Genomic DNA, 21361 nt, shown 5'->3' with positions numbered 1-21361 from the left:
TTGGTATACAAGCGCATAAAGAGCGCAAATCTTAATACGATTTTTATTGATCTTTTTACCGGATCGCGATATGCTTGAAGAGCACTGACAAGCAGTATGTTCCTGCTGTGTCTCATGAGGGAAGTATAGAGGCGTGGGAAGGTTTTTGTCCCCCAACGGAGGTATGGTTTTTGAGGATGGGATTGCTACTCGTCAATCAGCTTGAGCTCGCGGGCTCGTGTTACGGCCTGCATACGTGTGCTGACGGCCAGCTTACGATAGATATTCATAATATGCCATTTGACTGTGCTGAGGGCCAGAAACAGCGCTCTGGCTATTGCATCGTTTGATTTGCCACTTGCCAGGAGCTGAAGAATTTCCAATTCTCGCTCTGTAAGCGCTTCGGGTAAGGGAGCTGGGGCTTCCCGGGAACTCAGCATGAGAAGCTTGCGGGCATAGCGTACCACTGTTGGGCTCGTGAGAAGGCGAGCCGTGAGGGAGTGTGAGAGGAGGTCTAGAAGCGGTTGTTCCTCGTCCAGAAAAAGACGTATAAAGCCTTCCGGGGCGGCCAGATCCAGTGCCTCTGTCAGCAGGTGTGCTGCCTGTTCTGGCTGGTTGTGTCGCTGCTTAAGCAGTGCAAGCAGAAGGTCCGCTTCGATAACAGTGCGCCAGCGCTTGAGCTCGCGGGCTGTTTGCAACATCGTATGCAACAGTGTGTGAGCGGCTGTATCGTTATTTTGGGCCATATAGATGCGTGCAAGTGTGAAGTGGCTGAACTCGATCAGTGGAAACGGAGGCTGTGCCTGCTTGAGAGATGCAACATAGGCTTCACTCCACTGTTTGGCTTCGGTATGCTGCCCACGCACCAGCAGTATACGGGCACGGCATGCCTGTACCTGCCAGGCGGTATGAGGGGCAAGCCGATCAAGCAACGACATTGCCGTCTCTATGGTTTCGTCGGCCCGCCGAGGCTCGTCAAGCTGCTCATAGACGCGAGCGAGCGCGATATAGCCATCAACAACGATTTCCGGGTACGTATAGGGGCGATCCAGTGTAAGCCCGGTCTCAAGCATCTTACGGGCACGTTCTGGCTGGTTCCACTCGCGATAGAGATCACCCAGATGCAGGTAGGCCCAGTGGGTAAATGAGATGAGATTTGGCGGGGTGATGCGTAGCGCTTCCTGACACGTTCGCTCAATTTGATGCAAGCGGCCCTGACCAAGCTCTTTCAAGGAGCGGTTTTCCAGCGCGAAGGAGGCTATCAGGTAGTTCCCATGACGCAGGCTGGAATGAGCCAATGCGGTGAGCTTCTGAAGTGCTTCATTGCTCCCTCGAAAGAGCAGGTCTATTGCTTCGTGAAGCAGTGTGGCGATATCACGCCAGATGGTCTGATGTGCTGGCAGGAATTGGAGCGCCATAGTGCTGTGCTCCATTGCCTGTTGAGGCGTGCCTTCTTGTATCAGGAGTATAAGGGCCTGGAGAGTTGCCAGCTTCCCTTGTTGAGCTTTTTCGGCTAGCTGTGCTTGCTCAAGACGTTGCAATGTGGCACTTGCCTGCTCGATTTCACCTGTGATGAATTGCGCCAGACCAGAGGCAAGGGCGAGGTTCGGGTGATCATCGAGCAAGATATGCGGGAGCTTATGAAGCCATGCAAGCAAGGTTGTTGTTTCGCCCCGTTGAAGCATCAGTTCTGCTTCTGCTTCAAGCAAAGCGGCAGCCAGTGGATAAGCCTGAGCAGCCAGAGCATGTCGAATCGCGTCCTGCGTCTCGCCTTGAGTTGCAAACCAGCGGGCAGCGCGTTCGTGGCTCCGCGCCAGAAGTGCTGAGTCTTGTTGTGCAAGCCGTTCCCGGAGCGTGTCGGCAAAAAGATGATGATATCGATACCACTGCTGGTCGAGCGCGACAATGAAGAGATTCGCGGCCTCAAGCTTTTCGAGGGTCCGCTGTCCATCACTACGGCCCGTAATCGCGTCACAGAGCGGTCCGCAAAGACGAGAAGCGACAGAAGTGAGAAGGAGAAATTCCTGTAACTCGGGTGGCTGCTCGTTCAGCACTTCATCTATGAGGTATGCTGCAATATAACGATTGTGGAGAGAGCGATTCTGCTCGTCAAATGTGTGCAGATAGGTGTCGATATCGGATTGATGCCGAAGCGAGAGGGCGGCAAGCTGCAAGCCAGCAACCCAACCCTCAGTTTGTGCTTCCAGTGTCGCAACTTGCGTTGGCGTCAGATGCAGTCTCATCGTTTGTTGAAGGAACTGCGCTGCCTCGTTTTTTGTGAAACGAAGATCTGTTTGCTCGATCTCTGCGAGCTGTCCACGGACATAGAGCCGTGTGAGCGGCCATGCAGGTTTGGTACGTGAGATGACAACCAGTCGCAGGCTATCAGGCATATGCTGAATAAGGAAGAGTAGCCCGGTGTCAATTTCGGGGGTCGTGGCCAGAAAGTAATCATCAAGCACAAGGAGCAGTGGTTGTTGTGGTTTGCTCAATGCGTTGATAAGGGGCATCAGTAGTTCGTCGACTGGCGGGAGAGGTAGCATTTGAAGCGCCTGGAGGGCTTCACGTGCGGTTCCCGGGACGATACGCTCGATTGCGTTGAGCAGATAGTACCAGAAGCGGGTGACATCCTGCTCGCTACTTTCCAGGGAAAGCCAGGCGAGCCGCCAGCCTTGCTTTTGAAGGCGCTCGCCTGCCTGGGTCATTAGCGTAGTCTTGCCCGAGCCTGCGGGGCCAGTGATGAGCGTGCAGGGACGTTCGAGAGCTCGCTGTAAGGACTCAAGCAGACGGGGGCGTGGCACATATTCTGATAGCAGGCGCGGGATAGCGAAGCGCGTTGTGATGAGAGGGACAGGTTGCGGTACTGGATGCTCGGGCTGCATATGCAGCAGTTGGGCTATTTTCTGCATATGGGCGGCGGTCAGGTCTTTGGTACGTCCGAGATAGCGCTTATAGAGCCTGCCCTGCATGCGCCTGTACGCGTACCAGTATTGGCCGCCAGGACGCTCCTCGCGGCGTGCGCTAAAACGAAATGGAGGTTCTTGATAGGTGAAAGCGGTGTGTTGTTCGACCCAGGTAAACCAGTCGGCCGTGTCCAGGGCAATCGGTTTCGCTTCTGAAGCTGGATAGAGTAATCCCTGTGTAATGTATGGGTAATGTGGCATAAGACCTCCTCATTGTGCGCTTTGAGGTATCGTACCAGATCTCTGGGTAACTTTCCAGAGTGACCCATCCTCGCTTGCAGTATTGCTCGCTGAAGATCCTGTGATAGAGGAAGAGGCCATGATTTTCCTCTTAACAAGCTTGATATCGTTATTGGCAGGTGGTAAGGTAGAAGAAGTCCACTGTGTTGTGACGGAATGAGGGCGATACGAAAATTTCGCCTGAAATCCCGTTGCTTTCTCAGGATGGTATACGTTTTCTACTGCAAGGGGAAATAATGCTTGATAGCTTTCTCGTTCAAGCAGAGAGCCCTCTTGAGCTACCGGGCTGTTCCTCGGGAAGTGATGCCTGTGGACAGGGTGGCGCTGACACGCTATGCGATGGTTTGAGCGCCCTGACGAAGCAGGAACTGACCCTGCCGGGTTGGAGAACGGCAGAGTAACGGAGTTGTGCTCTGTATATCGAGATGCAAGAATAAAATCATTGGAGAGAGGTTTTTTCATGGCCTTGCGTTTCATTCAAGCTGGATTGGGAGGTTGGGGGTATAGTTGGGCCCGCGATGTCCTGATGAAAAATGAGCAGGTAGAGCTGGTCGCTTGCGTTGATATCAGTGAAGAAATCCTGCAACGCGTGCGGACCGAACTTGGTATCCAGCAGACATTCACCTCATTGGAGGAGGCGCTTGATACCGTCGAAACAGATGCGGTGCTGATTACATCGCCGTTGCCCGCACATGCTCCTCTGGCTCTCACAGCCCTGCGAGCAGGAAAGCATGTTTTACTTGAAAAGCCATTTGCCGCGACGATAGAGGAAGCGCGCCATCTGGTAGAGGTCGCTGAGCAGCAGAACGTGATTCTCGCAATCAGCCAGAACTATCGTTTCTATCCGGCGGTGCAGGCCGTCAGGAAGCTGATTCAGAACAATACGCTCGGTCCCGTTGCATCGGTCAATCTGGATTTCCGCCGCTATGATAATACAGCTCCGGTTGAGACGTATCGTCACTATCATATCTGGCAGCCATTGCTCGTCGATATGTCGATTCACCATTTTGATCTGATGCGCTATGTACTTGGCCAGGAGCCGACACAGATCAGTTGTACTACCTGGTCGCCGTCCTGGAGCCGTTATAAAGAGGACCCGGCTGGCGCTGCGACTATTTCCTTCACGGGAGGCGCGGTCGTATCGTATCGCGGTAACTGGGTCAGCACCGGGCCTGAGACGCCGTGGGCCGGTGAATGGCACATGGAGTGCGAGCAGGGTGAAATCGTGTGGACCTCGCGTGGAGCCGGTCCAGAGGATGAGCGTGTGACTGTCCGCCCGCGTGGCAAGCGCCCGTATGGCCTGCGCCTGCCCGAAGTGCCAAAGCAGGACCGCCACGGCAGCCTGACGAGCTTTATTCAGGCCGTTCAGACAGGTGAGGAGCCGAGTATCTCCGGACGAAACAACCTGCCTACTCTGGCTTTGATGTTTGCCTCGGTTGAGGCAGCAACCTCCGGCAAGCCCGTGACGTTTGAGCAGCAATCAACAACCATATCTCAACAGTAAACGTTGAGCGGAGGAAAGCGTATAGATTGACAATTGCATCTATACGCTTTCTCTGCGTTACCCTCTTTCCACAAAAAGTATATCATGCACCTGACGATGGAGTGCCCGGACATCACGGCTCTGATTGGCAAGCATGGTGATGTTGTCATACAGGGACACCTGTGCTCATTCCCTCTTTGAACATACTCATGATCTTTTGCTCCTTATTTATGGGGAAGATATACGTCTTTTTGTCGTCATTCATTATCACTGCCTGAACGTGCGGGTGCATGATCTCAACGGTTTGAGCAGGTGCGAAAAGAGGTATACGGCGGGTGAAGCCTACAGGTGGAAATGAGTAGCTGATTTTGCTTAAACTGATTGGATAGTTGCCCTCGTCTTCGGTGGCTGCATAACCTTCGGTGACATTTTTATGTATCCTCTATCCGGGGCAAAATAAGTATGTTGCCTATCGTAGAGAGCAGCACCCGAGTGCGGGCTTCGGCGTGAAAGATGTTGCTCTCATAAGACTCGAACGGCGCTGCAAGCAGGGACAGCGCCGCTCTCGTTCCTTTATTGTTGTAGCCACCCCTGAGCGGCCTTGATGACGTTATCCTGTTCGGTATAGAGTTCGGCCCAGTTGATAGAGACCTCCTGATCGGGCGCGATGGGCTCTTCGTAGACCTGCCCGGTACGATCGGCGTCATTCGCGACGGTCAGGTAGAGCTGTGCGCCATCGCTCAGGATTTCAAGCGTGTTCGCTGTTGGCAGACCATAGGTGCTTTCACCAAAGAAGCGCGTTGATGGGCGTCCGTGGAAGGCGATTGCGACCGCTTCGCCAGAACTCGCCGTCAGGTTACTGGTCAGCACGGCGACGGGCGGTAGTGGCTGCTTGAGCCGGTAGGGCTGCTGGACCTGAGCAAGCATGTAATCGTCGCTCATAGCTTTGCCCTCCTGATACATCCAGGTGCCGACCTCCTTCCCGTGACTAACGAACGCGCCTAGCTTTCCTTCTCCCAGAATAGGCCCAATACCGGCGAGCATCGGCCAGCAGTTGCCGCCGGTATTATTGCGCAGATCGATAATCCATCCTTTAATGGTGTATTGCTGATCGAGTTTACGAATTTCGTCATGCACTATATCTGCATAGTGCTGTTCCATTGTACCGCCTATCACTGCTGGGAGTTCGATATAACCGATGTCGGGCTGAACAAGTTTTCCCCACGGGCGCTTGTTGCTCTCGTATGGCTTTAGCGCAAGCGTGACCGTGTAGGGCTGCTCATTGCGAGTCAGCGTAAGTGTGGCTGTCCCGGGGTGTTTCTTGAGGCTGTCGCGGATCGCATCGGAGTTGTCGCGATCGAATCCGTTAATCTGTGTCAGCACGTCGCCGCGCCTGATCTGCCCTGAGGCGTCGGCGGGGCTATCGGGTAGAATATCGGTGATAATGCCATCCCGCGTCATACGCAGGCCGAAGGGGTTGCCATGTCCATGCTGCTGTTTCCGGGCCGCCTGAGGGTCAAGGAAGAAGCTGTGATGGTCTCCGAGCTGCTCCAGAAGCCAGCGGATAGTGGGGTAGGTATCGGCAGTTGTCCGGGCGTTCTGAATGCGGCTCATGGCTTCCTGCCGGATTTGAGGCCAGTTCAGCTTGTCTGAGTTCACCGAGTTGGCCTGGATGTAATCAAGGACGAAATTGAGGTAGTCGGTTGCTTCCTTGCTTGCGGTAGCGCTCCGGGCGTGGACCGGGGTCAGCGTGCTGCAAGCAAGCAACAGGAGCAATGCAACGCCTGTGAGGTACTTCATAGGTACGTCCTTTCCATCTGAATACTACCACTACTTATATAGTGTACTCGCAATTTGTTGCATTTCTATAGCAAAAATGGCAGAAAGCAGTCTCTTTTTTCTAAACATATTGGATGCAGTGGGATCCAGGGGGGTGAGCTACTTCAACCTCTGGTTTGAGAAAAAGCATGCGGAAAAATCAATAATTCGAGTGATGTATTTCTGCTGTATTCGGACTAAACTCTTGATAGACGTTGCATAAAACATTTTGCTTCAGGATGAGTAATGCTAAGCTCATCCTTGTTTTGCTTGAAAGGGGTCATATCATATGGATTATTCTAGATTTCGTGTACCTGGAGAATTTGAGAAACAACGGGCTGTGATGATGATCTGGGCGCAACATGAGAACATAACCGGTATGTCGCATCAGCCGCTGCATATGGAAATGGTACGGGCAATCGGTGCGCACGTACCGCTGATTATTGTTCCCGGGCCCGGCTTGCATACTGCGCATGATATCCAGCTTTTGCTTGAGGAGTGTGATATACCTCTGAAGAATATCACCTTTCTTTCGATTGAGAGCGCGGCGGTATATCCCCGCGACTTTGGGATAGAAGTCATGATTGATGATAGAGGCAATGTGATACATGTAGATTGTGATTTCAGCATGTATGGTTATATGCCTGTATGGGACCGGCGCTGTCGCGTTACGGAGCGCTTCGACCGTCGTACCGCGGAGTATCTGGGAATCACTGAGAGCGTAATGACGCGTCTAATCAGCGAGGGAGGAGATCGCGAGTTTAACGGGAAAGGAGTGCTGATGACGATTGAAGAGACAGAGGTGCGCAAGCGTAATCCCGGGTGGACAAAGGAGGAGGTGGAGCAAGAGTTAAAGCGTATCTTCCAGTTAAAGAAGCTTATCTGGCTCCCGAAGGGTCTGCATGAGGATGAGAGTATGATGAGTGGACCTATCCCGGGACCGGACGGACAGCTTAATGCTTATCGTGCTGCTTCTGCAAATGCACATATAGATGAATTTTGTCGTTTCGTCGCCCCGGATACGATTCTCCTGGCAGAGGTGACGGAAGAAGAGGCGCGTCGAAGTCCGCTGCTGGCGCTCAATAAGCCGATACTCGACCAGGCTTTCGAGCTTTTGCAGCATGAGACCGACCAGGACGGGAAGCCGTTTCGCATTGTCAGGATGCCGGTTCCAGAGCCTGAATATTATATGGTCAAGGCGGGCGATGACATCTATGAAGGGTATCAGGAATTAAAACGTTTTTATAAGGTGATGCAGGACGGTTCCGAATTCCCCTCCGGTTCCTCTTTTCCGGTTGTGCCTGCCGCGAGCTATTGTAACTTTTTAATCACAAATGGCCTTGTTGTCGGTCAGCAGTACTGGGAGCCGGGGAAGAGTGAGCTGATCCGCGAAAAGGATAAACGGGCAAAGGAGGTACTACAGGCCCTCTTTCCTGAGCGAGAGGTGGTAACACTTCCAGTGACGGCGCTTAATCTTGGTGGTGGCGGCATCCATTGCAATACGCGACACATCCCGGCCTGGTAGCAAACAAGCAAATAGTGGGGCCTCCAATACAGGGGGCTCCTCTCCCGGACACAGGTGTCAGCAGCTCCGACGGATACTGTTTCTTCCACTATTCTGGAACATTGTTGAATATGCATTCGTGATATTAGAGAAGAGAGGATCTGCTATTTCAAGTGTTTCCGTAGCAAACCTCAACACTATCCCTCAAACCGAAATAGAGCGTGAAAGGAACAACAATGGAATTACGGGATACACTCCGAGTCTGTTTACAAGCGATCCTGAGCCGCTGCCCTCATTGTATGATAGAGGCCGACAAGGAGCTATTAGGGAGGGATGCGTTCGAGCCGCGTCTGCTTCCTGTAAAAGATGTTATCAGATGGTATGAGCAGGAAGATCCGAGCTTACTTGAAGAGATGGCCTGTTTGCGGGTCGATGCTCAGCGTTGCGAGATTGCACTGTGTGATCGCTGTCTGGAACCGGTTTTTCGGATCTATAAACGGGACAAGGCGGCGTGCCAATCGTAATGACAGGGGAGCTTCTGGTGTCTACGATCACTGGCATCAGCGAGCCTGTTTGTTCTAGATACGAACAAATGCGATAGCAATTCCTTGTCGTTAGCGGTACGTCATAAAATATATGTAGTAAAAAAGAGGAAGTCCTTTTTTCTCCTTTATGGTAGAGCCTCTTGTATCCAATTCCTCTCCTTTCCCCACTTTTGAGATATCATACAGGCCATCAAGGGAGACATTGCGTTTGCGATCCGGACAGGCTATACTGATCCTGGATACCTGTTGTCCTGAATAGATCTGACAGAGGAAGGAACGCAATGAGACTGAGTGAAGGGGTTGAATGGGGCATTCATTGTACTATATCGCTTGCTGGCTTGCCGGAAGGCGCCACCTTACCGACAAAGGCCCTTGCAGAGAACTATGGGCTTTCAGAGACGTACCTTGCCAAGCATCTACAGGCGTTAGCGAATGCAAAAATACTGGAATCGGTCCCCGGGCCGAAGGGTGGCTATCGGCTGGCACGCCCTGCTGAGCAAATCACGTTGCTGGATATTGTCGAGGCGATCGAGGGGCGCGAACGAGTGTTTCGCTGTACCGAGATTCGCCAGCGTGTGCCTGTGCAGTTGCCTGATTCGCTCTATCGGATGCCCTGTGAGGTGCATGTGGCAATGTTGCGAGCTGACAGGGCCTGGCGAGAAGCGCTGCGCTCTCAGACGGTTGCTGAAATAATTGCTAACTATAAACAGAGGGTTGCTGCACAGCTACGGCAACCAGGCGAGCAATGGATTGCTGAACGGATACGACATGCTCCTGAGAAAAAGGAGCGCTCATAGCCGCTTTCAAGAAAGGGCAGGGATGTGATTGTATCTTCAAATGGCTTTGCAAATGGATTTGAGGGTGATCGTGACTCCTCATTGGTAAGCCTGAAAAATGGGAAATTGCAGTATAGGATGTATGCCAATGAGGGTGAGAGCGAGGCTATCCATACTATTCCCGATTTTTCCTACTGCGGCTATAGAGGCGGCGGCATACGGCTTCCTCAGCTCCCGGTCCGGCAGGTGCTTACCCCGGTGCCTGGTGACAATCGAGCACGCATTCAGCAGGCTATTGATGCGGTTTCGAGCTTGCCTGCCGATGACGATGGCTTCCGCGGTGCTGTGCTCTTGAAAGCAGGAACGTATACTGTAGATGGGCCGCTTTTTTTGCGAACTGGCGGTGTAGTGCTGCGTGGCGAGGGGCAGGGGCCCACCGGTACAGTTTTAATCGATACGTTGAGGGAGCAGCATGACTTTATTCAGGTAGGCGTGCTGAAGAAGAAGAAACCCTGGAAGCCGCTTAAGGAGACGCGTCAGCCAATCACTTCGCCTGTGGTCCCGACTGGTGCTCGGCGCTTTGCGGTGGCCTCAACGGAAGGTCTGAAGCGGGGTGACAGGATTATTGTGCAGCGTACACCCGATGAGGCCTGGATTACCGCTCTTGATATGGCACAATATGGCTGGAAAGCGGACATCTATAAAGTCGGGTATGAACGCGTCATTACCGATATTGCAGAAAATACACTTTTGATCGATGCACCACTTGTGCAGGCTATCGTGCACAGGTATGGTGGCGGGATGATCTTCAAGTACACTGTGGAGCGTATCAGTGAGGTGGGAGTGGAACATCTACGCCTTGAATCGGTTTATGAGAGTGAGACTGATGAGGAACATGGCTGGCAGGCGATTTCGATGAATTGTGTAGAGAACGGATGGGTTTCGGGTGTCACGGCGCGTCACTTTGGCTTTGCGGCGGTCGGCCTGAATACGTCGGCGCAGCAGGTAACCGTGCAGGATTGCGCCTACCTTGAGGGAAAATCGAAGATTCGCGGCGGGCGGCGCTACTCTTTTTTCATCGATTCAACAAGTAGTCGTAATCTCTTTCAGCGTTGCTATGCATCCAGTGGGCGGCATGATTTTGTAACTGGCTCGAAAGTTCCCGGGCCCAATGCCTTCGTTGATTCTTTCGCGGAGCAAGCGCACAATGATACAGGGCCCCATCATCGCTATGCAACGGGGATTCTGTTTGATAACGTCAGCGCGCCTCTGATGCGCGTCTGGAACCGAAAAGCGATGGGGTCGGGGCATGGGTGGGCGGGCGCACAGGTGCTTTTCTGGAACTGTCATGCCGAGCAAGAGATGTGCGTTGATAGCCCACCGGGAGCGCGTAACTGGGCAATTGGCTGTACAGCAGGGAAAAGGAGTGGAGCGGGATATTGGGAACGTATGGGGCAGAAAGTGAGCCCGCGCAGTCTCTATTATCAGCAATTGCAGGAGCGACTGGGAGCGGCGGCACTGGATAATGTAATGCTTCCTCAACAGAAACGAGGCTCTATCTGGAATTTACTACAGGTCTGGGCCGGCAATGGCTTGCTCTCCTGAGTGGACGCAGCGGCTGCTATCTTATGCCTCTTCATCTGCGTCTCTCTTGACATAGGAGCGCTCTGGATACCCCAATATGTCTGTTCCCTTGACAGGAACACGGGAACATCTTTATACTGTTCCCAGATGCTATAAAGAGGAGGAGCGCGTGCTATGGCGAAGGTCTTAGGTTGGGTACTTCGGCGCTGGCAAGAGGAGCTTGAACCGGTGATCCGACCGGCTACAGTCGCTCAAGAGGCCGAATTGCAGGAACTCTGGGAGCGTGAACTGAACTGGTGGAAGCAAGGGCGCGGGTTGGAAGGCGATTCCTTGCGCAAACCGATCACACAGGTACGGAACCTGATTCGAGATTTACCGGTAACAGAAGAAAATAGTTGGTTTAACCCGCGTACGAAGGAGCGTGAGCATATCGCGCTGAAGGTGTTTAACCTGTCTGAGGGTGAATGGGTGCGCCTGAACGATCGCAGCCGTGGGGTAGCTGAAACGCGGTTGGAACATCAACAATTGCTGCAAGATCCCGATACGATCGTGCAGCGTGCGCTTGCATTATTGCTATCGGATGAATGGCCTGATCTGGTGGTCGGAATCGCGGTTTGCACAGGGAGGCGACTTGCGGAGATCATGAAGACGGGCCGTTTCGCCGTGAAGGAGCCATATACGGCCTGGTTTTCGGGGCAGGTCAAGGGGCGCACGCGCTTTGATGAGCGGTATGAGATCCCGACGCTGGCTCGCGCTTTTCTGGTCGTAGACGCGGTCGAGAAGCTTCGTTCTCTGGTTGATTGCTCTGAACTGGAAGTGGAGCAGGTCAGCCAGCGCTACGGGCGAGCAGTCAACGAGGCGGTCGATCAGCACTATGGCGATCTCATTCCGGTGCGCGTGACCCGGGAGAAATTGACCGTTCACGCCCTACGCGCTGTGTATGCGCAGATTGCTACCTTCTGGTATGCACCACCTACTGTTGCTTCTATTACGTATATGGCACAAATTCAGGGACACCGTTTTGTGCTGGAACCAGAGGCTGAGTTAGAGGGTGAGCCCGCTGGAGAGGTCGAGCAGGTGCGGCGCAATTATGCCAGCCATGCCCATTATGCCGATTATAAGATTGCGGACCGCAACGGGAATATTGATGGAAGGCAGGGCGTCAAGCTTGACCAGCCGGGCGTGACGGTGCTCGATGTCTTTCGCAAAGAGGCCGGAATTGAGGAGCCGCAGAAGCCGTCGCGGCGGAAGCGCAAGAAAGCGTCCGAGAACAAGACCGGCTATTCGTCGCTCAAGCCGCGCGTTGCTACACGTGATTGGGTCGACGAAATTCGTACAGAGCTTCAGAATCGCCTGGGACATGAGGTGAGCGATGATGAGGTGTTGCGTCATCTGCTGGTTGCCTATGTGCAGGGGCGTACTGCTGTGGAGACGGCTGCACCGCCGACCTCTATTGCGCTTGACACGCTTGACGTCCCGGCTCAGACGCGTGAGCTATTACGTGAGGGAATCGCGCTCTCGGGAGCTGCTGATGTGCTGTCGTTTCTGGTGGCGGCAGGCGAGCGAGAGGCGCGGCAGTTGAAAGGGCAGGCGCGGCGGCACGATCAGGAACGCTATGCGGCCATGCCAACCTCTCAGTTGATTGGTATGAAGGTCGTGGAGGCGGCGAATGAGCGCTTTCGCCGTGCCGTCTGGACGCTTATGCGCTGGAATGAGCAACACCGCCCGCTTGAGCGCTGGTATATCACCACGCTGTCCATACAGAAGCTGGTCGGTGGGCGTAAAGACGCGATTAAAACCTATCTCGACGCGCATCGGGAGGAGATTGAGGCACATCATCGCGAACTCGATATTCGGCCCTCTTACAATCGAAAACCTGAGGCGATTCAAGATATGATTCAGGTTCCGGAGGAAGCGGAGGCGTTCCCGTGGGGTCATGCACCTGCCGAGAGTGCTGATTAGGTTCTAGCGTACATGCGCAGATTTCATGTTCGACATGGAGAACAGATATGCGCCGCGAAGCGCTATAAACTGATGGGGCTGGATGGTCAAATCTCTGAAAGCTCGATGCCGGGCGGATATACAGATGAGAAGCTCGGTATCTATGGACGCCTGGATTGCCTGGCGCGTTGCGATACGTCACACGAGGACAGTATGTCGAGCACAGGGTCTTTTCGCCAGCGAAGAGGTTGCGATTGAGGCCGGCTTTCGACCCTGTGGCGTTTGTATGAAAGAGCGCTATCAGCTCTGGATGCAGGCGGTAAGCCGCACGAAGGACGGAAAGGAGCAATGCAAAATCTACCGCGAGCTGCTTGCACGCTACCTTGAAGCGATCCCGCGGGTTGCGCTCTGGTTTCGCGAAAACGAAGTGCTGTATCAGGGTTGAATTCCGATATAACGGGCACGTGGCCTGATTTCTTGCTTGCTCTGGTATTGCTCCAGCGCGTGCCCGATAATGCCCACACTTCGGGCCAGCGTGAACAGCCCTGAGATCTGCTCGTCTTCAAGCCCGAGCACCATGCCGAGCACTGCATAGGCAAGGTCCATGTGGGGATGCAGACCAAGCTGGCGCTCTACCTCCTCGATAAGTGTCCATGCAAGCTTGATGACGGGCTCAGCCGGATAGGCCTCTCGCAGCATCTGAAGCAGCTTGATCGGTCGTGTGTCGCCAACAGGGAAGAGGCGATGCTGAAAGCCCGGGAGCCGCTCGCCCTGTTTCAGATAGGCCTCAAGTACCGTGAGAGGGCCTCGGGCGCGTTGTGGTGCGCAGACCTCGCGTAAGAACTGAAGTGCCCGTAGATAGCGCCCACCCCCATTGATACCGTGAAACGCCGCCAGTGCAGCCTGCATAACCGCATACAGTGGTGCATTGGTTGAGCTGACACAGCGGGCCGTGAATGCCGGGACGGTCAGTTCGTTGTCGGCGTTGAGAATCAGTGCTGCATTGAACAAACGAGCAGCCTCTTGATGATCCGGTGCCCAGGCCTGTTGAAGTGTTTCGGCAATGCTTGCCTGTAAGCTGTTGATCCGGGAGAGACAGGCCGTGAACAACCAGAGAAAATGCGTCCCTGTCTCGATGATTGCTTCAGGCCGCATATTATATGCTGCGAGATCCCCGGCGGCCAGACGGGGCAGTGCAGCCTGAAATTGCTCAAGCAGGGGCAGATCGCAGAGGAACTCGCTGGTATAGAAGCGCCTGAGGAGCTGTAGCATCTCTTCCCCTGGTTTCTGCTTTTGAAAAAGATCTTGCGCTGTATACCCCTCTTGCTCTTGAAACCCCCAGAGAAGCGCTGCCACCTGTTCGATGGTATGAGTTTCGGCCAGCGAAATGGCGTCCTGCCCACGATAATACACATGATCATCTTTGATGAGCGTCAACGCCGAATCGAGGACGGGATCACCCCATTGTAATGCCTGGCTTGCTGCTTTTTCAGGGTTACGACGCAGCTCCTTGCGCTCTTTGAGCCGGTAAATATCTTCCGCAAGATAGGCCCGCGACTGTCGTGAGCCGCCTGCTGCCTCCGAGCGAATTTGCCCCCGACTCACATATGCATACAACGTCTTGAGATTGACCCCTAGCTCTGCTGCCGCTTCTCGTGCGCTCAGATATCGTTTGGTGCTCATGGTTCTCACTCCTTTCTTCGGTATCATACACTATGTTGATTGAAAAATCAACCAGTTGACTACCTGTTGATTGTGCCATATACTTTGAGGCAGGGAAGACGAGAGGCAGCTATGAAAGGAGTTATGGCCTATGTCTTTACGTCAAGTGGTGGTGATCGTCCTGGGGGTGCTGCTGAACGGCTTAAATTCGTCGATGATAGCAGTAGCCCTGGTACCGATCAGCGCCACCTATCATGTCAACTCACAGGCGACGGCCTGGCTGGTTTCCGGGCTTTATCTGGCGACCTCGGTAGCGCAACCGACAATGGGCCGCCTGGCGGATTTGCTCGGACCAAAACGCGTCTTCTGTTTCGGATTAGTGCTGACGGGTCTTGCAGGCCTGGGTGCCTGGTTTGCTCCTGACCTCGGTTGGTTGATTGCTGCGCGGGTCGTTCTGGGGATCGGCACCTCTGCCGCATATCCTTCTGGACTTGCCCTGGTGCGGCGTAACGAGAGGGATGGCGAGGGTATCAGAACATCTGTTGTTCTGGGCGCCATCACGATTTCAAGCCAGGTTTGCACGGCATTTGGGCCAAGCGTGGGCGGTTTCCTCATCACCTGGTTTGGCTGGCAGTCAATCTTTCTGGTAAACGTGCCGGTGACGCTGCTCGGGCTGCTCGGGGCGCTGTTCTGGCTTCCGGGCGATCAGCAGGCGATCAGGGGTAATCTCAGGAGCGTGCTGAGGAGTCTTGATAGTCTCGGCATAGCTCTTTTTTGTGCCATGATGATCGCGCTGCTGCTCTTTTTGATGCGTCTGAGTAGCGGCATTGCATGGGGGCCACTGGTGATTGCTTTGCTGACAGGAGGCCTGCTTTTCTGGCGTGAATGGCGCTGTACGACGCCCTTTATTGACATCCGGATGCTGGCGTCTCACGGAGGGCTTTTAATGACATACGGGCGCTATATTGCAACCTATCTGGTGTTCTACTCGGTGTTTTATGGGTATTCACAGTGGCTCGAGCAGGGGCGAGGGCTGGCACCGGATATGGCGGGACTGGTAATGCTGCCTGTCGCGGCTGTGGGAGCGCTGACCGCCGCCTTGATGACAAAGAAGCTCGTCATCTGGCGCGGGCTGCTTGGAGGTGCGTTGTTTATGCTGATCGGGACCGGACTGTTGCAGTTTGCCGGGAGCACGGCATCTCTCTGGCTGCTGGCTCTTATAGCTGCGGTTCTGGGTATCCCAAACGGGCTGAGCAACGTGAGCAATCAGAATGCGCTGTATCTGCAAGCGCCAGCCTCACAGATGGGGGCGGCGGCTGGCCTGCTCCGCACATCGCAATATGTAGGCGCGATTCTGGCATCGAGCCTGATCAGCATAAATTATCATCAACAGGCTACTGATGCTGGCTTACACCACCTGGGGCTCTACCTGACAGGAGTCAGTGTGCTGGTCTTGATCGTCGTTCTGATTGATCCGAAATTGCGGGCGCTGTCTGATCATCTCGTGAAGAAGGTATCTACGCAGAAAGGAGAAAAGGAATATGTCCGTTCAACTCGATAGAAAGACGGCTCTTGTTTTGATCGATTTACAGCAGGGCATTGTGCGTTTTCCGACTGTGCCGCATCCGGCTGATGGAGTGGTGGAGAACGGAAGACGGCTTGCGGAGGGCTTTCGTGCACGTAATCTTCCAGTTGTCCTTGTGCGTGTGATAACCGGGCCGATCGGCCCGGAGCAAGCGGAGCTGGTGCTTGAGAAGCACAAAGAGGATATTGTTGTGACAAAACATAGCTGGGGCGCATTCATCAATACGGAATTGGATGCGCAATTGCGGGAGCGCGGGGTAACGACGATTGTGCTTGGCGGCATCGCGACGGCTATTGGTGTGGAGTCGACGGCGCGGGAGGCGTACGACCTCGGCTATCAACTGATCTTCCCTGAGGATGCAATGACCGATAGAAGCGTTGAAACGCATGAGAACAGCGTACAGAAGATCTTTCCCCGTATGGGGCAGGTTGTGACGACAGATGCGGTGCTTGAAGCGTTAAAACAGCTTGATTAGCAAGCGGGGCTCCGTGGGGGCCCCTTTCTTTTTTTCTGGCACATCCAGGAATGCGGGCATCCGGGTCCCCATCTGGCAGGGATGACGCCAGATATTGTCAGAAAAGGAACGCCATTTTGCAAAAAGGATGACATACTCGATTATATGGCTACACTGCCTGAACTGTAATGCGGCCTGGGAAGCCAGATAGCGTACCATACCAGGGAGGTTCTTTGTCCGGTGGGTTGCTCTCCAGCTCTATTACTGAAATAGGGGGCAGGCTGAATAAAAAAAGGAGAGGTTTTCTCTATCAGAAGTATGCAGTATTTCAGGAGAGAAAGAGCTATGAATAGGCTCCTTCTCTCACAGAACGATTATTCCTGAACGTCGCGAGGGTAGGTTTTCTTTGCCTGTGCGCTTACTTCCAGATCGATTTCTGCTGTAACAAAGGGAGTTTGACGGGATGTCTCGGCCAGGATCTCACCATCTGGATCAATAATCAGGCCTCGGCCACCGAAGAGCTGATTGCCAGCATGATTCGACGAAATGACGAAGGCGCCCGAGGAGATAGCGGCCATGCGCGGTGCAACCTCCCAGCGTGCATGAGGAGGTGTGGCGCGTGGTACTGCCAGGATATTCACTCCCTGTCTGCCATAGTGGCGGGCCCATTCCGTGAACATGACCTCGGTGCAGATCATGAAGCCGATAACCATATCGCGAACGCGAACAGGCGTAAAGTCCTGCGGGTTGCGATCGAACCAGCGGCGCTCGTAGAACAGGTCTTCGTCAGGGAAATAGTATTTATCGTGAACGCCGGTGTAGCCGTCCTCTGGTGTTCAGACGAAGCCCCGGTTGAGATGTCGCCCTTCTTCGATCAGCAGGTGCGTGCTGAGGACAGTAGCAGGAGCCAGCTCCGGCAGGCGTTTCATCATGGCATCGTGCTCTTGCTGGACCCTCTGCCAGATGATCGCGTCAAAGTCGGGCGTGGTGGCAAACCAGGACGAGAACGGTAGCTCGGGTAAAAGAACCAGATCACTCTTTTGTTCTTTGACATAAGCTACCAACGCTTCCCAGGCGGCTTCAAAGGTACTACGCTCGTCCGGAAGTTCGCAAACGGTTACGCGCATGTCTCTTTACTCGCTTTCCTTGCTCTAAAGCATTATAATCTGAACCATATCATACAATATCTATGGATACGAAGGAAATAGGACGATTGGCTAGTTGCTTTCCGGAGAGAATAAAAAGCCTGATAGATGCAGAGGTACTGAAATGGGGAGGGGAGAGCATTCAAGTAATAGCGCATTTCCGGATGGCTGCTGTACGCGGTACGACAACAGAGGTTATACTGTGGATAAACAGAAGTAGTGTTGTAACCAGACAAGGAGGTTAGCACATGGTGGGTTTCCATGAGGCGACGGTTGCGCTCCTGGAATCGCGCATGTCAGACGAGATGGCGAATCTGATCCGTCGCTTTGGAGGAACGCCGTACAGTGTATCGTCTGTGCGTGAGCTCCCCGTGCAGGATGAGGGTCAGATTGAGGCTTTCATCCGCTTGCTGCTTGATAAAGAGGCAGATATTGTGATTTTTTCGACCGGAAAAAGCGCTTCGTTGCTATTGCAGGCGGCTGAGGAGCGCGGTCAGCTTCCAGCGCTGTTGGAGGCGTTGCGACAAATGCAGGTGTTCTGCCGTGGTCCCAAGCCGTATGCAGTGCTGAAAAAGCATGATGTCCCGGTCGCGTTGCAGGCTCCTGCTCCCCATACGACTGAGACATTGTTAGAGGCTATGAAGGGGCTTGAGATGCGGAGTAAGCGTGTGGCATTGCTCCATCATGGAGAGCGAAACGAGGCGCTGGTTCGGGCGTTGCGGGAACGCGAGGCAGCAGTGAACGAACTCTGTCTCTATGTCTGGCAGCTTCCTGAGGATACCGGGCCGCTTCGGAAGCTGGTTCACGAGCTGATAGCGGGTGATGTACATGCGATCGTGTTTACCAGTCAGGTGCAGGTGCGGCATTTGCTGCTGATCGCGCAAGAAGAGGCACGGGAGAATGAACTGATACAGGCGCTCAATGAGCGGGTCATTGTTGGCTCCGTGGGTCCTGTCTGTACCGCTATGCTGAATCAGTATGGTGTGAGACCGCATGTCGTCCCGGATCATCCCAAGATGGGGCATCTGGTGAAGGCGCTGGCTCAGTATATGGGGTAGCGATTATCACATACTGTAGAAAAAGCATCTGTTTATTCAAAGAGCAATAGGGCGTGGCATGCTTTCGCAAGAGGGAAGCATGCTGTATTTTTTTCTCTTCTTTCTTTCTAAAAAGAGCACGGATTATCAAGCGAAGCGCTGCGGTATCTGGGAAAATGGGCACAGGGAGGGCAACGATGGATTACTTTCGACGAATACAGAACGCGATTGATTTTATAGAGGAGAATTTGCAGGAAGAGTTGAAAATCACTGATATTGCCTCAGCCGCCTGCTTTTCAGCATTTCATTTTCAGCGACTTTTTCGGGCTATATCGGGATTTTCTGTCTATGCCTACATTCGTGAAAGGAGGTTGACGGAAGCAGCAAAAGCGTTGAGAGAAACAAAGAGAACGCTTTTGGATATAGCGATTACTTATCAATATGGATCGCAAGAGGCATTTACACGAGCATTTGAGCGTTATTTCTCGTGTTCTCCGTTGGCATATCGCAAGATGGATGTGCCTTTGAGGGGGAGGGAGCGAGCCCGCTTTCTGGATTATCGGCAGTATATGAGAAAAGAGGTTACGATGCAAAAGCCTGAAATACTTCTGTTGGATGACATACAGCTTGTTGGTCGCGAGTACAGAACGACGCTGGATAACGATCAGTATTTCCAGGACATTCCCCGATTCTACAATGACTTTGGCGCTAACGAACACTATTTACATATTCCGAACCGGGCAAAACCCGATCTGGCATATGGCGTGGCGTGTCATTTTGCGGATGACGAGTCCTTTTCTTTTCTGATCGGAGAAGAGGTATCAAGCGTTGATCCAGAGCCGGTTGAGGGCCTGGTTCCCTTTGTCGTTCCCGGGGGAAAATATGCAATGTTCAAGGTTGGTCCGCTGGATGAGGCGCAGGATGTACGACGCTATATCTATGGGACGTGGTTGCCTCATTCTCATTATGAGCGAAGAGAGGGGCCCGATTTTGAGGTAACAGACGTCTGTCACAATTACTTCTCGAGTGGAGTGCATGTGATTATCTATATACCGCTTCAATAAATAAAAAGAAGAGGATGAGCGAGCGCCCACCCTCTCCAAAGACTGTCTTTATGCACCGGTTGCGTTGGCTGTGTCTGCTGGCGCAACCTCGGCTGTACTCTGCTGACGAAGCGCTGCGAGCTTGCGCGGTCGCCAGATCTGAACATATTGCGAGACGAAGTAGGAGCCGATGACCAGAATTGCGGCAACCGCCTGAGCACAGAGCGATTCTACGTTTGGGAAGACGGCGAACCAGACGCCCATCCACTCGGGAATGGGAAGATTGACCGGCGTTGTGGTAATCCAGTGGGCTTGTTGCAGCTCCTGAGCGCTCTCGCCGACCATCACAATAAGCACCATACCAAGCAGGATACCAGTAAAGATCAGCATTTTCTTGTAGGGGAGCTTCTGATTTGCCAGGAAGGTGAGACAGCCGACGATGATCGTGAAGAACAGGCCGACAGCAACCCCTTCAAGGACGACCAGAGAGCCGACCTGAAGCCGCAGACTTTGCAGGAACAGCACCACTTCAAATCCTTCACGATAGACCGCCGAGAAACCGAGCAGAGCCAGACCAAGCATCGTGTTGGTCGGTTGCTTCTCTGCCTGCCCGACAAGCTCGCGGCGGCGCTTGTTATGCATGGAGATCCAGCCTGTCCAGTAAATCTTATGGAAGAACCAGTTCATGATGACGAGGAGAACAACAATGGCAAGCAGGCCCGTTGCCGCTTGAATATCGAGTGCAGGAGCATTGATAGAGCTGATAACAGCGATTGCAATAAACCATGTGGCAATTGAGGCGATGAACGCGATACCGGCGCCTGCTGCAATAGGGCGGCGGTACCCCTGTTTTTTGCCAACGAAACTCGCGGTAATGGCTGCCAGCACCAGAATTGCTTCAAGCCCTTCACGGAAGACAAGCAGGCCGGTGTTCAAGATGACTGCACCTTCACTCAGGTGTGCGGCTGTAGGATCAGGGACGCCACCGGCATTGATACCCTGCCAGACAAGCGCGCCGACAATGATAAGACCGGCAACAAGCAGAACAAGTTGAAATACGGCCTTCCAGGGCTTGTTTGTAAAATAGTTCTTCAAGAAAGCGCTCATTTTTTCGTTTCTTCCTCTTACCGTTTATGATCCTGTGCCAGAAGCTCCTTTGACTCCTGGCGAACATCCGACGATCGAATACGACAACCGTATGTGATGACGTAAATATGTGCGCTTCTGAATACTCCATAGACAGGATCGAAGCGCCTGTGTGTATAGCCTCAGCTTTTGAACCGGCTGAAAGCATCTAGGTGATGTCCGGACGTGCTTCAGGGAGTTTGAGGTTACTCTATACCTCTCTCTTTGGTCCGACTTTCTCTTCGGTTCACTGATATCATACCTGACAGGTCGGATATTAGCAAGACCTAAAGTGACCAATTTTTCCCATTTCTGAGAAGAAACTGAGAAATTACTGAACCCTATCTGTGGGCTAAACACGCTACAGAAGCGCGTTCAGCATTATTATAAATAGCAAGAAAAAGATGTACGCATTTTGGAGAATATGTCAAGCTCTTTGCTGGAAAAAGAGATACCTGCCTGTGGTATAGTGATTTG

At 53.3% G+C, this 21361-nt stretch carries 17 protein-coding genes and 1 pseudogene; 12 read left to right on the top strand and 6 right to left on the bottom strand.

The features are described 5' to 3' along the window. Positions 1-185: 185 nt before the first annotated feature. Complete coding sequence (locus KTH_RS06750; RefSeq protein ID WP_497617390.1) at positions 186-3143, bottom strand: winged helix-turn-helix domain-containing protein; 2958 nt, start codon at positions 3141-3143, stop codon at positions 186-188. 275 nt (positions 3144-3418) lie between these two features. Between KTH_RS06750 and KTH_RS06745 the strand changes: the two genes are divergently transcribed. Both KTH_RS06745 and KTH_RS06740 read left to right on the top strand, forming a co-directional pair. Then, the gene (locus tag KTH_RS06745; protein ID WP_170142548.1) at positions 3419-3583 is read left to right on the top strand and encodes a hypothetical protein; all 165 of its coding nucleotides are present in this window, start codon (positions 3419-3421) and stop codon (positions 3581-3583) included. Positions 3584-3642: 59 nt separating this feature from the next. Further along, entirely contained in the window at positions 3643-4686 is a 1044-nt protein-coding gene (locus KTH_RS06740; protein WP_497617387.1) for a Gfo/Idh/MocA family protein, read from the top strand. Positions 4687-5238: 552 nt separating this feature from the next. On the opposite strand, the gene KTH_RS06735 is transcribed toward KTH_RS06740, so the two are convergent. Further along, positions 5239-6465: a S41 family peptidase gene (locus tag KTH_RS06735; protein ID WP_497617385.1), complete on the bottom strand. Its 1227-nt coding sequence runs from the start codon at positions 6463-6465 to the stop codon at positions 5239-5241. A gap of 307 nt (positions 6466-6772) precedes the next feature. On the opposite strand from KTH_RS06735, the gene KTH_RS06730 reads away from it, so the two are divergent. The 6 genes from KTH_RS06730 to KTH_RS06705 all read left to right on the top strand — a co-directional run bounded on the left by KTH_RS06730 (position 6773) and on the right by KTH_RS06705 (position 13278). Continuing rightward, positions 6773-8008: an agmatine deiminase family protein gene (locus KTH_RS06730; protein WP_497617383.1), complete on the top strand. Its 1236-nt coding sequence runs from the start codon at positions 6773-6775 to the stop codon at positions 8006-8008. A 215-nt stretch (positions 8009-8223) separates the two neighbouring features. After that, entirely contained in the window at positions 8224-8511 is a 288-nt protein-coding gene (locus KTH_RS06725) for a hypothetical protein (RefSeq protein WP_497617382.1), read from the top strand. A gap of 302 nt (positions 8512-8813) precedes the next feature. Continuing rightward, on the top strand, positions 8814-9329 hold the full coding sequence (locus KTH_RS06720) for an RrF2 family transcriptional regulator (RefSeq protein WP_111321906.1): 516 nt from the start codon (positions 8814-8816) through the stop codon (positions 9327-9329). 24 nt (positions 9330-9353) lie between these two features. Further along, a complete protein-coding gene (locus KTH_RS06715; RefSeq protein WP_497617379.1) occupies positions 9354-10913 on the top strand; it encodes a hypothetical protein in 1560 nt (519 codons plus the stop codon). 153 nt (positions 10914-11066) lie between these two features. Continuing rightward, entirely contained in the window at positions 11067-12854 is a 1788-nt protein-coding gene (locus KTH_RS06710) for a protelomerase family protein (protein WP_111321910.1), read from the top strand. A gap of 142 nt (positions 12855-12996) precedes the next feature. After that, positions 12997-13278, top strand: a complete 282-nt coding sequence (locus KTH_RS06705) for a hypothetical protein (protein WP_174843965.1) — start codon at positions 12997-12999, stop codon at positions 13276-13278. Here KTH_RS06705 and KTH_RS06700 read toward each other — a convergent pair. Then, complete coding sequence (locus tag KTH_RS06700; RefSeq protein ID WP_497617376.1) at positions 13269-14516, bottom strand: citrate/2-methylcitrate synthase; 1248 nt, start codon at positions 14514-14516, stop codon at positions 13269-13271. The two genes, KTH_RS06705 and KTH_RS06700, sit on opposite strands and share 10 nt — an antisense overlap. Before the next feature lie 130 nt (positions 14517-14646). Here KTH_RS06700 and KTH_RS06695 point away from each other — a divergent pair, with 130 nt between their 5' ends. Together KTH_RS06695 and KTH_RS06690 are read left to right on the top strand one after the other, a co-directional pair. Then, a complete protein-coding gene (locus tag KTH_RS06695; RefSeq protein WP_497617374.1) occupies positions 14647-16056 on the top strand; it encodes an MFS transporter in 1410 nt (469 codons plus the stop codon). Beyond that, positions 16037-16555: an isochorismatase family protein gene (locus tag KTH_RS06690; protein ID WP_497617372.1), complete on the top strand. Its 519-nt coding sequence runs from the start codon at positions 16037-16039 to the stop codon at positions 16553-16555. Before KTH_RS06695 ends, KTH_RS06690 begins: the two co-directional genes overlap by 20 nt. Before the next feature lie 353 nt (positions 16556-16908). Here the strand turns inward: KTH_RS06690 and KTH_RS06685 are convergent. Then, positions 16909-17340 (bottom strand): annotated as a pseudogene (locus KTH_RS06685) (carbon-nitrogen hydrolase family protein); the annotation flags it as partial. Between the two features lie 30 nt (positions 17341-17370). Next, complete coding sequence (locus KTH_RS06680) at positions 17371-17661, bottom strand: hypothetical protein (RefSeq protein ID WP_497617370.1); 291 nt, start codon at positions 17659-17661, stop codon at positions 17371-17373. Between the two features lie 266 nt (positions 17662-17927). On the opposite strand from KTH_RS06680, the gene KTH_RS06675 reads away from it, so the two are divergent. Together KTH_RS06675 and KTH_RS06670 are read left to right on the top strand one after the other, a co-directional pair. Next, on the top strand, positions 17928-18737 hold the full coding sequence (locus tag KTH_RS06675) for a uroporphyrinogen-III synthase (RefSeq protein ID WP_497617369.1): 810 nt from the start codon (positions 17928-17930) through the stop codon (positions 18735-18737). 176 nt (positions 18738-18913) lie between these two features. Further along, positions 18914-19780: an effector binding domain-containing protein gene (locus KTH_RS06670; RefSeq protein WP_497617367.1), complete on the top strand. Its 867-nt coding sequence runs from the start codon at positions 18914-18916 to the stop codon at positions 19778-19780. Between the two features lie 48 nt (positions 19781-19828). Here KTH_RS06670 and KTH_RS06665 read toward each other — a convergent pair whose 3' ends face one another. Next, positions 19829-20866, bottom strand: coding sequence for an FTR1 family iron permease (locus KTH_RS06665; RefSeq protein ID WP_111321926.1), 1038 nt, complete (start codon positions 20864-20866; stop codon positions 19829-19831). Positions 20867-21361 lie beyond the last annotated feature (495 nt).

It is taken from the genome of Thermosporothrix sp. COM3, assembly GCF_059696735.1.
The sequence above is the reverse complement of the archived record's forward strand: the minus strand, read 5'-3'. Positions and strand labels throughout refer to the sequence as shown.

Coding starts and splice junctions, on each gene's coding strand:
- KTH_RS06750 (WP_497617390.1), bottom strand. CDS start 3,143: ATGCCACATTACCCATACATTACACAGGGATTACTCTATCCAGCTTCA.
- KTH_RS06745 (WP_170142548.1), top strand. CDS start 3,419: ATGCTTGATAGCTTTCTCGTTCAAGCAGAGAGCCCTCTTGAGCTACCG.
- KTH_RS06740 (WP_497617387.1), top strand. CDS start 3,643: ATGGCCTTGCGTTTCATTCAAGCTGGATTGGGAGGTTGGGGGTATAGT.
- KTH_RS06735 (WP_497617385.1), bottom strand. CDS start 6,465: ATGAAGTACCTCACAGGCGTTGCATTGCTCCTGTTGCTTGCTTGCAGC.
- KTH_RS06730 (WP_497617383.1), top strand. CDS start 6,773: ATGGATTATTCTAGATTTCGTGTACCTGGAGAATTTGAGAAACAACGG.
- KTH_RS06725 (WP_497617382.1), top strand. CDS start 8,224: ATGGAATTACGGGATACACTCCGAGTCTGTTTACAAGCGATCCTGAGC.
- KTH_RS06720 (WP_111321906.1), top strand. CDS start 8,814: ATGAGACTGAGTGAAGGGGTTGAATGGGGCATTCATTGTACTATATCG.
- KTH_RS06710 (WP_111321910.1), top strand. CDS start 11,067: ATGGCGAAGGTCTTAGGTTGGGTACTTCGGCGCTGGCAAGAGGAGCTT.
- KTH_RS06705 (WP_174843965.1), top strand. CDS start 12,997: ATGGACGCCTGGATTGCCTGGCGCGTTGCGATACGTCACACGAGGACA.
- KTH_RS06700 (WP_497617376.1), bottom strand. CDS start 14,516: ATGAGCACCAAACGATATCTGAGCGCACGAGAAGCGGCAGCAGAGCTA.
- KTH_RS06695 (WP_497617374.1), top strand. CDS start 14,647: ATGTCTTTACGTCAAGTGGTGGTGATCGTCCTGGGGGTGCTGCTGAAC.
- KTH_RS06690 (WP_497617372.1), top strand. CDS start 16,037: ATGTCCGTTCAACTCGATAGAAAGACGGCTCTTGTTTTGATCGATTTA.
- KTH_RS06680 (WP_497617370.1), bottom strand. CDS start 17,661: ATGCGCGTAACCGTTTGCGAACTTCCGGACGAGCGTAGTACCTTTGAA.
- KTH_RS06675 (WP_497617369.1), top strand. CDS start 17,928: ATGGTGGGTTTCCATGAGGCGACGGTTGCGCTCCTGGAATCGCGCATG.
- KTH_RS06670 (WP_497617367.1), top strand. CDS start 18,914: ATGGATTACTTTCGACGAATACAGAACGCGATTGATTTTATAGAGGAG.
- KTH_RS06665 (WP_111321926.1), bottom strand. CDS start 20,866: ATGAGCGCTTTCTTGAAGAACTATTTTACAAACAAGCCCTGGAAGGCC.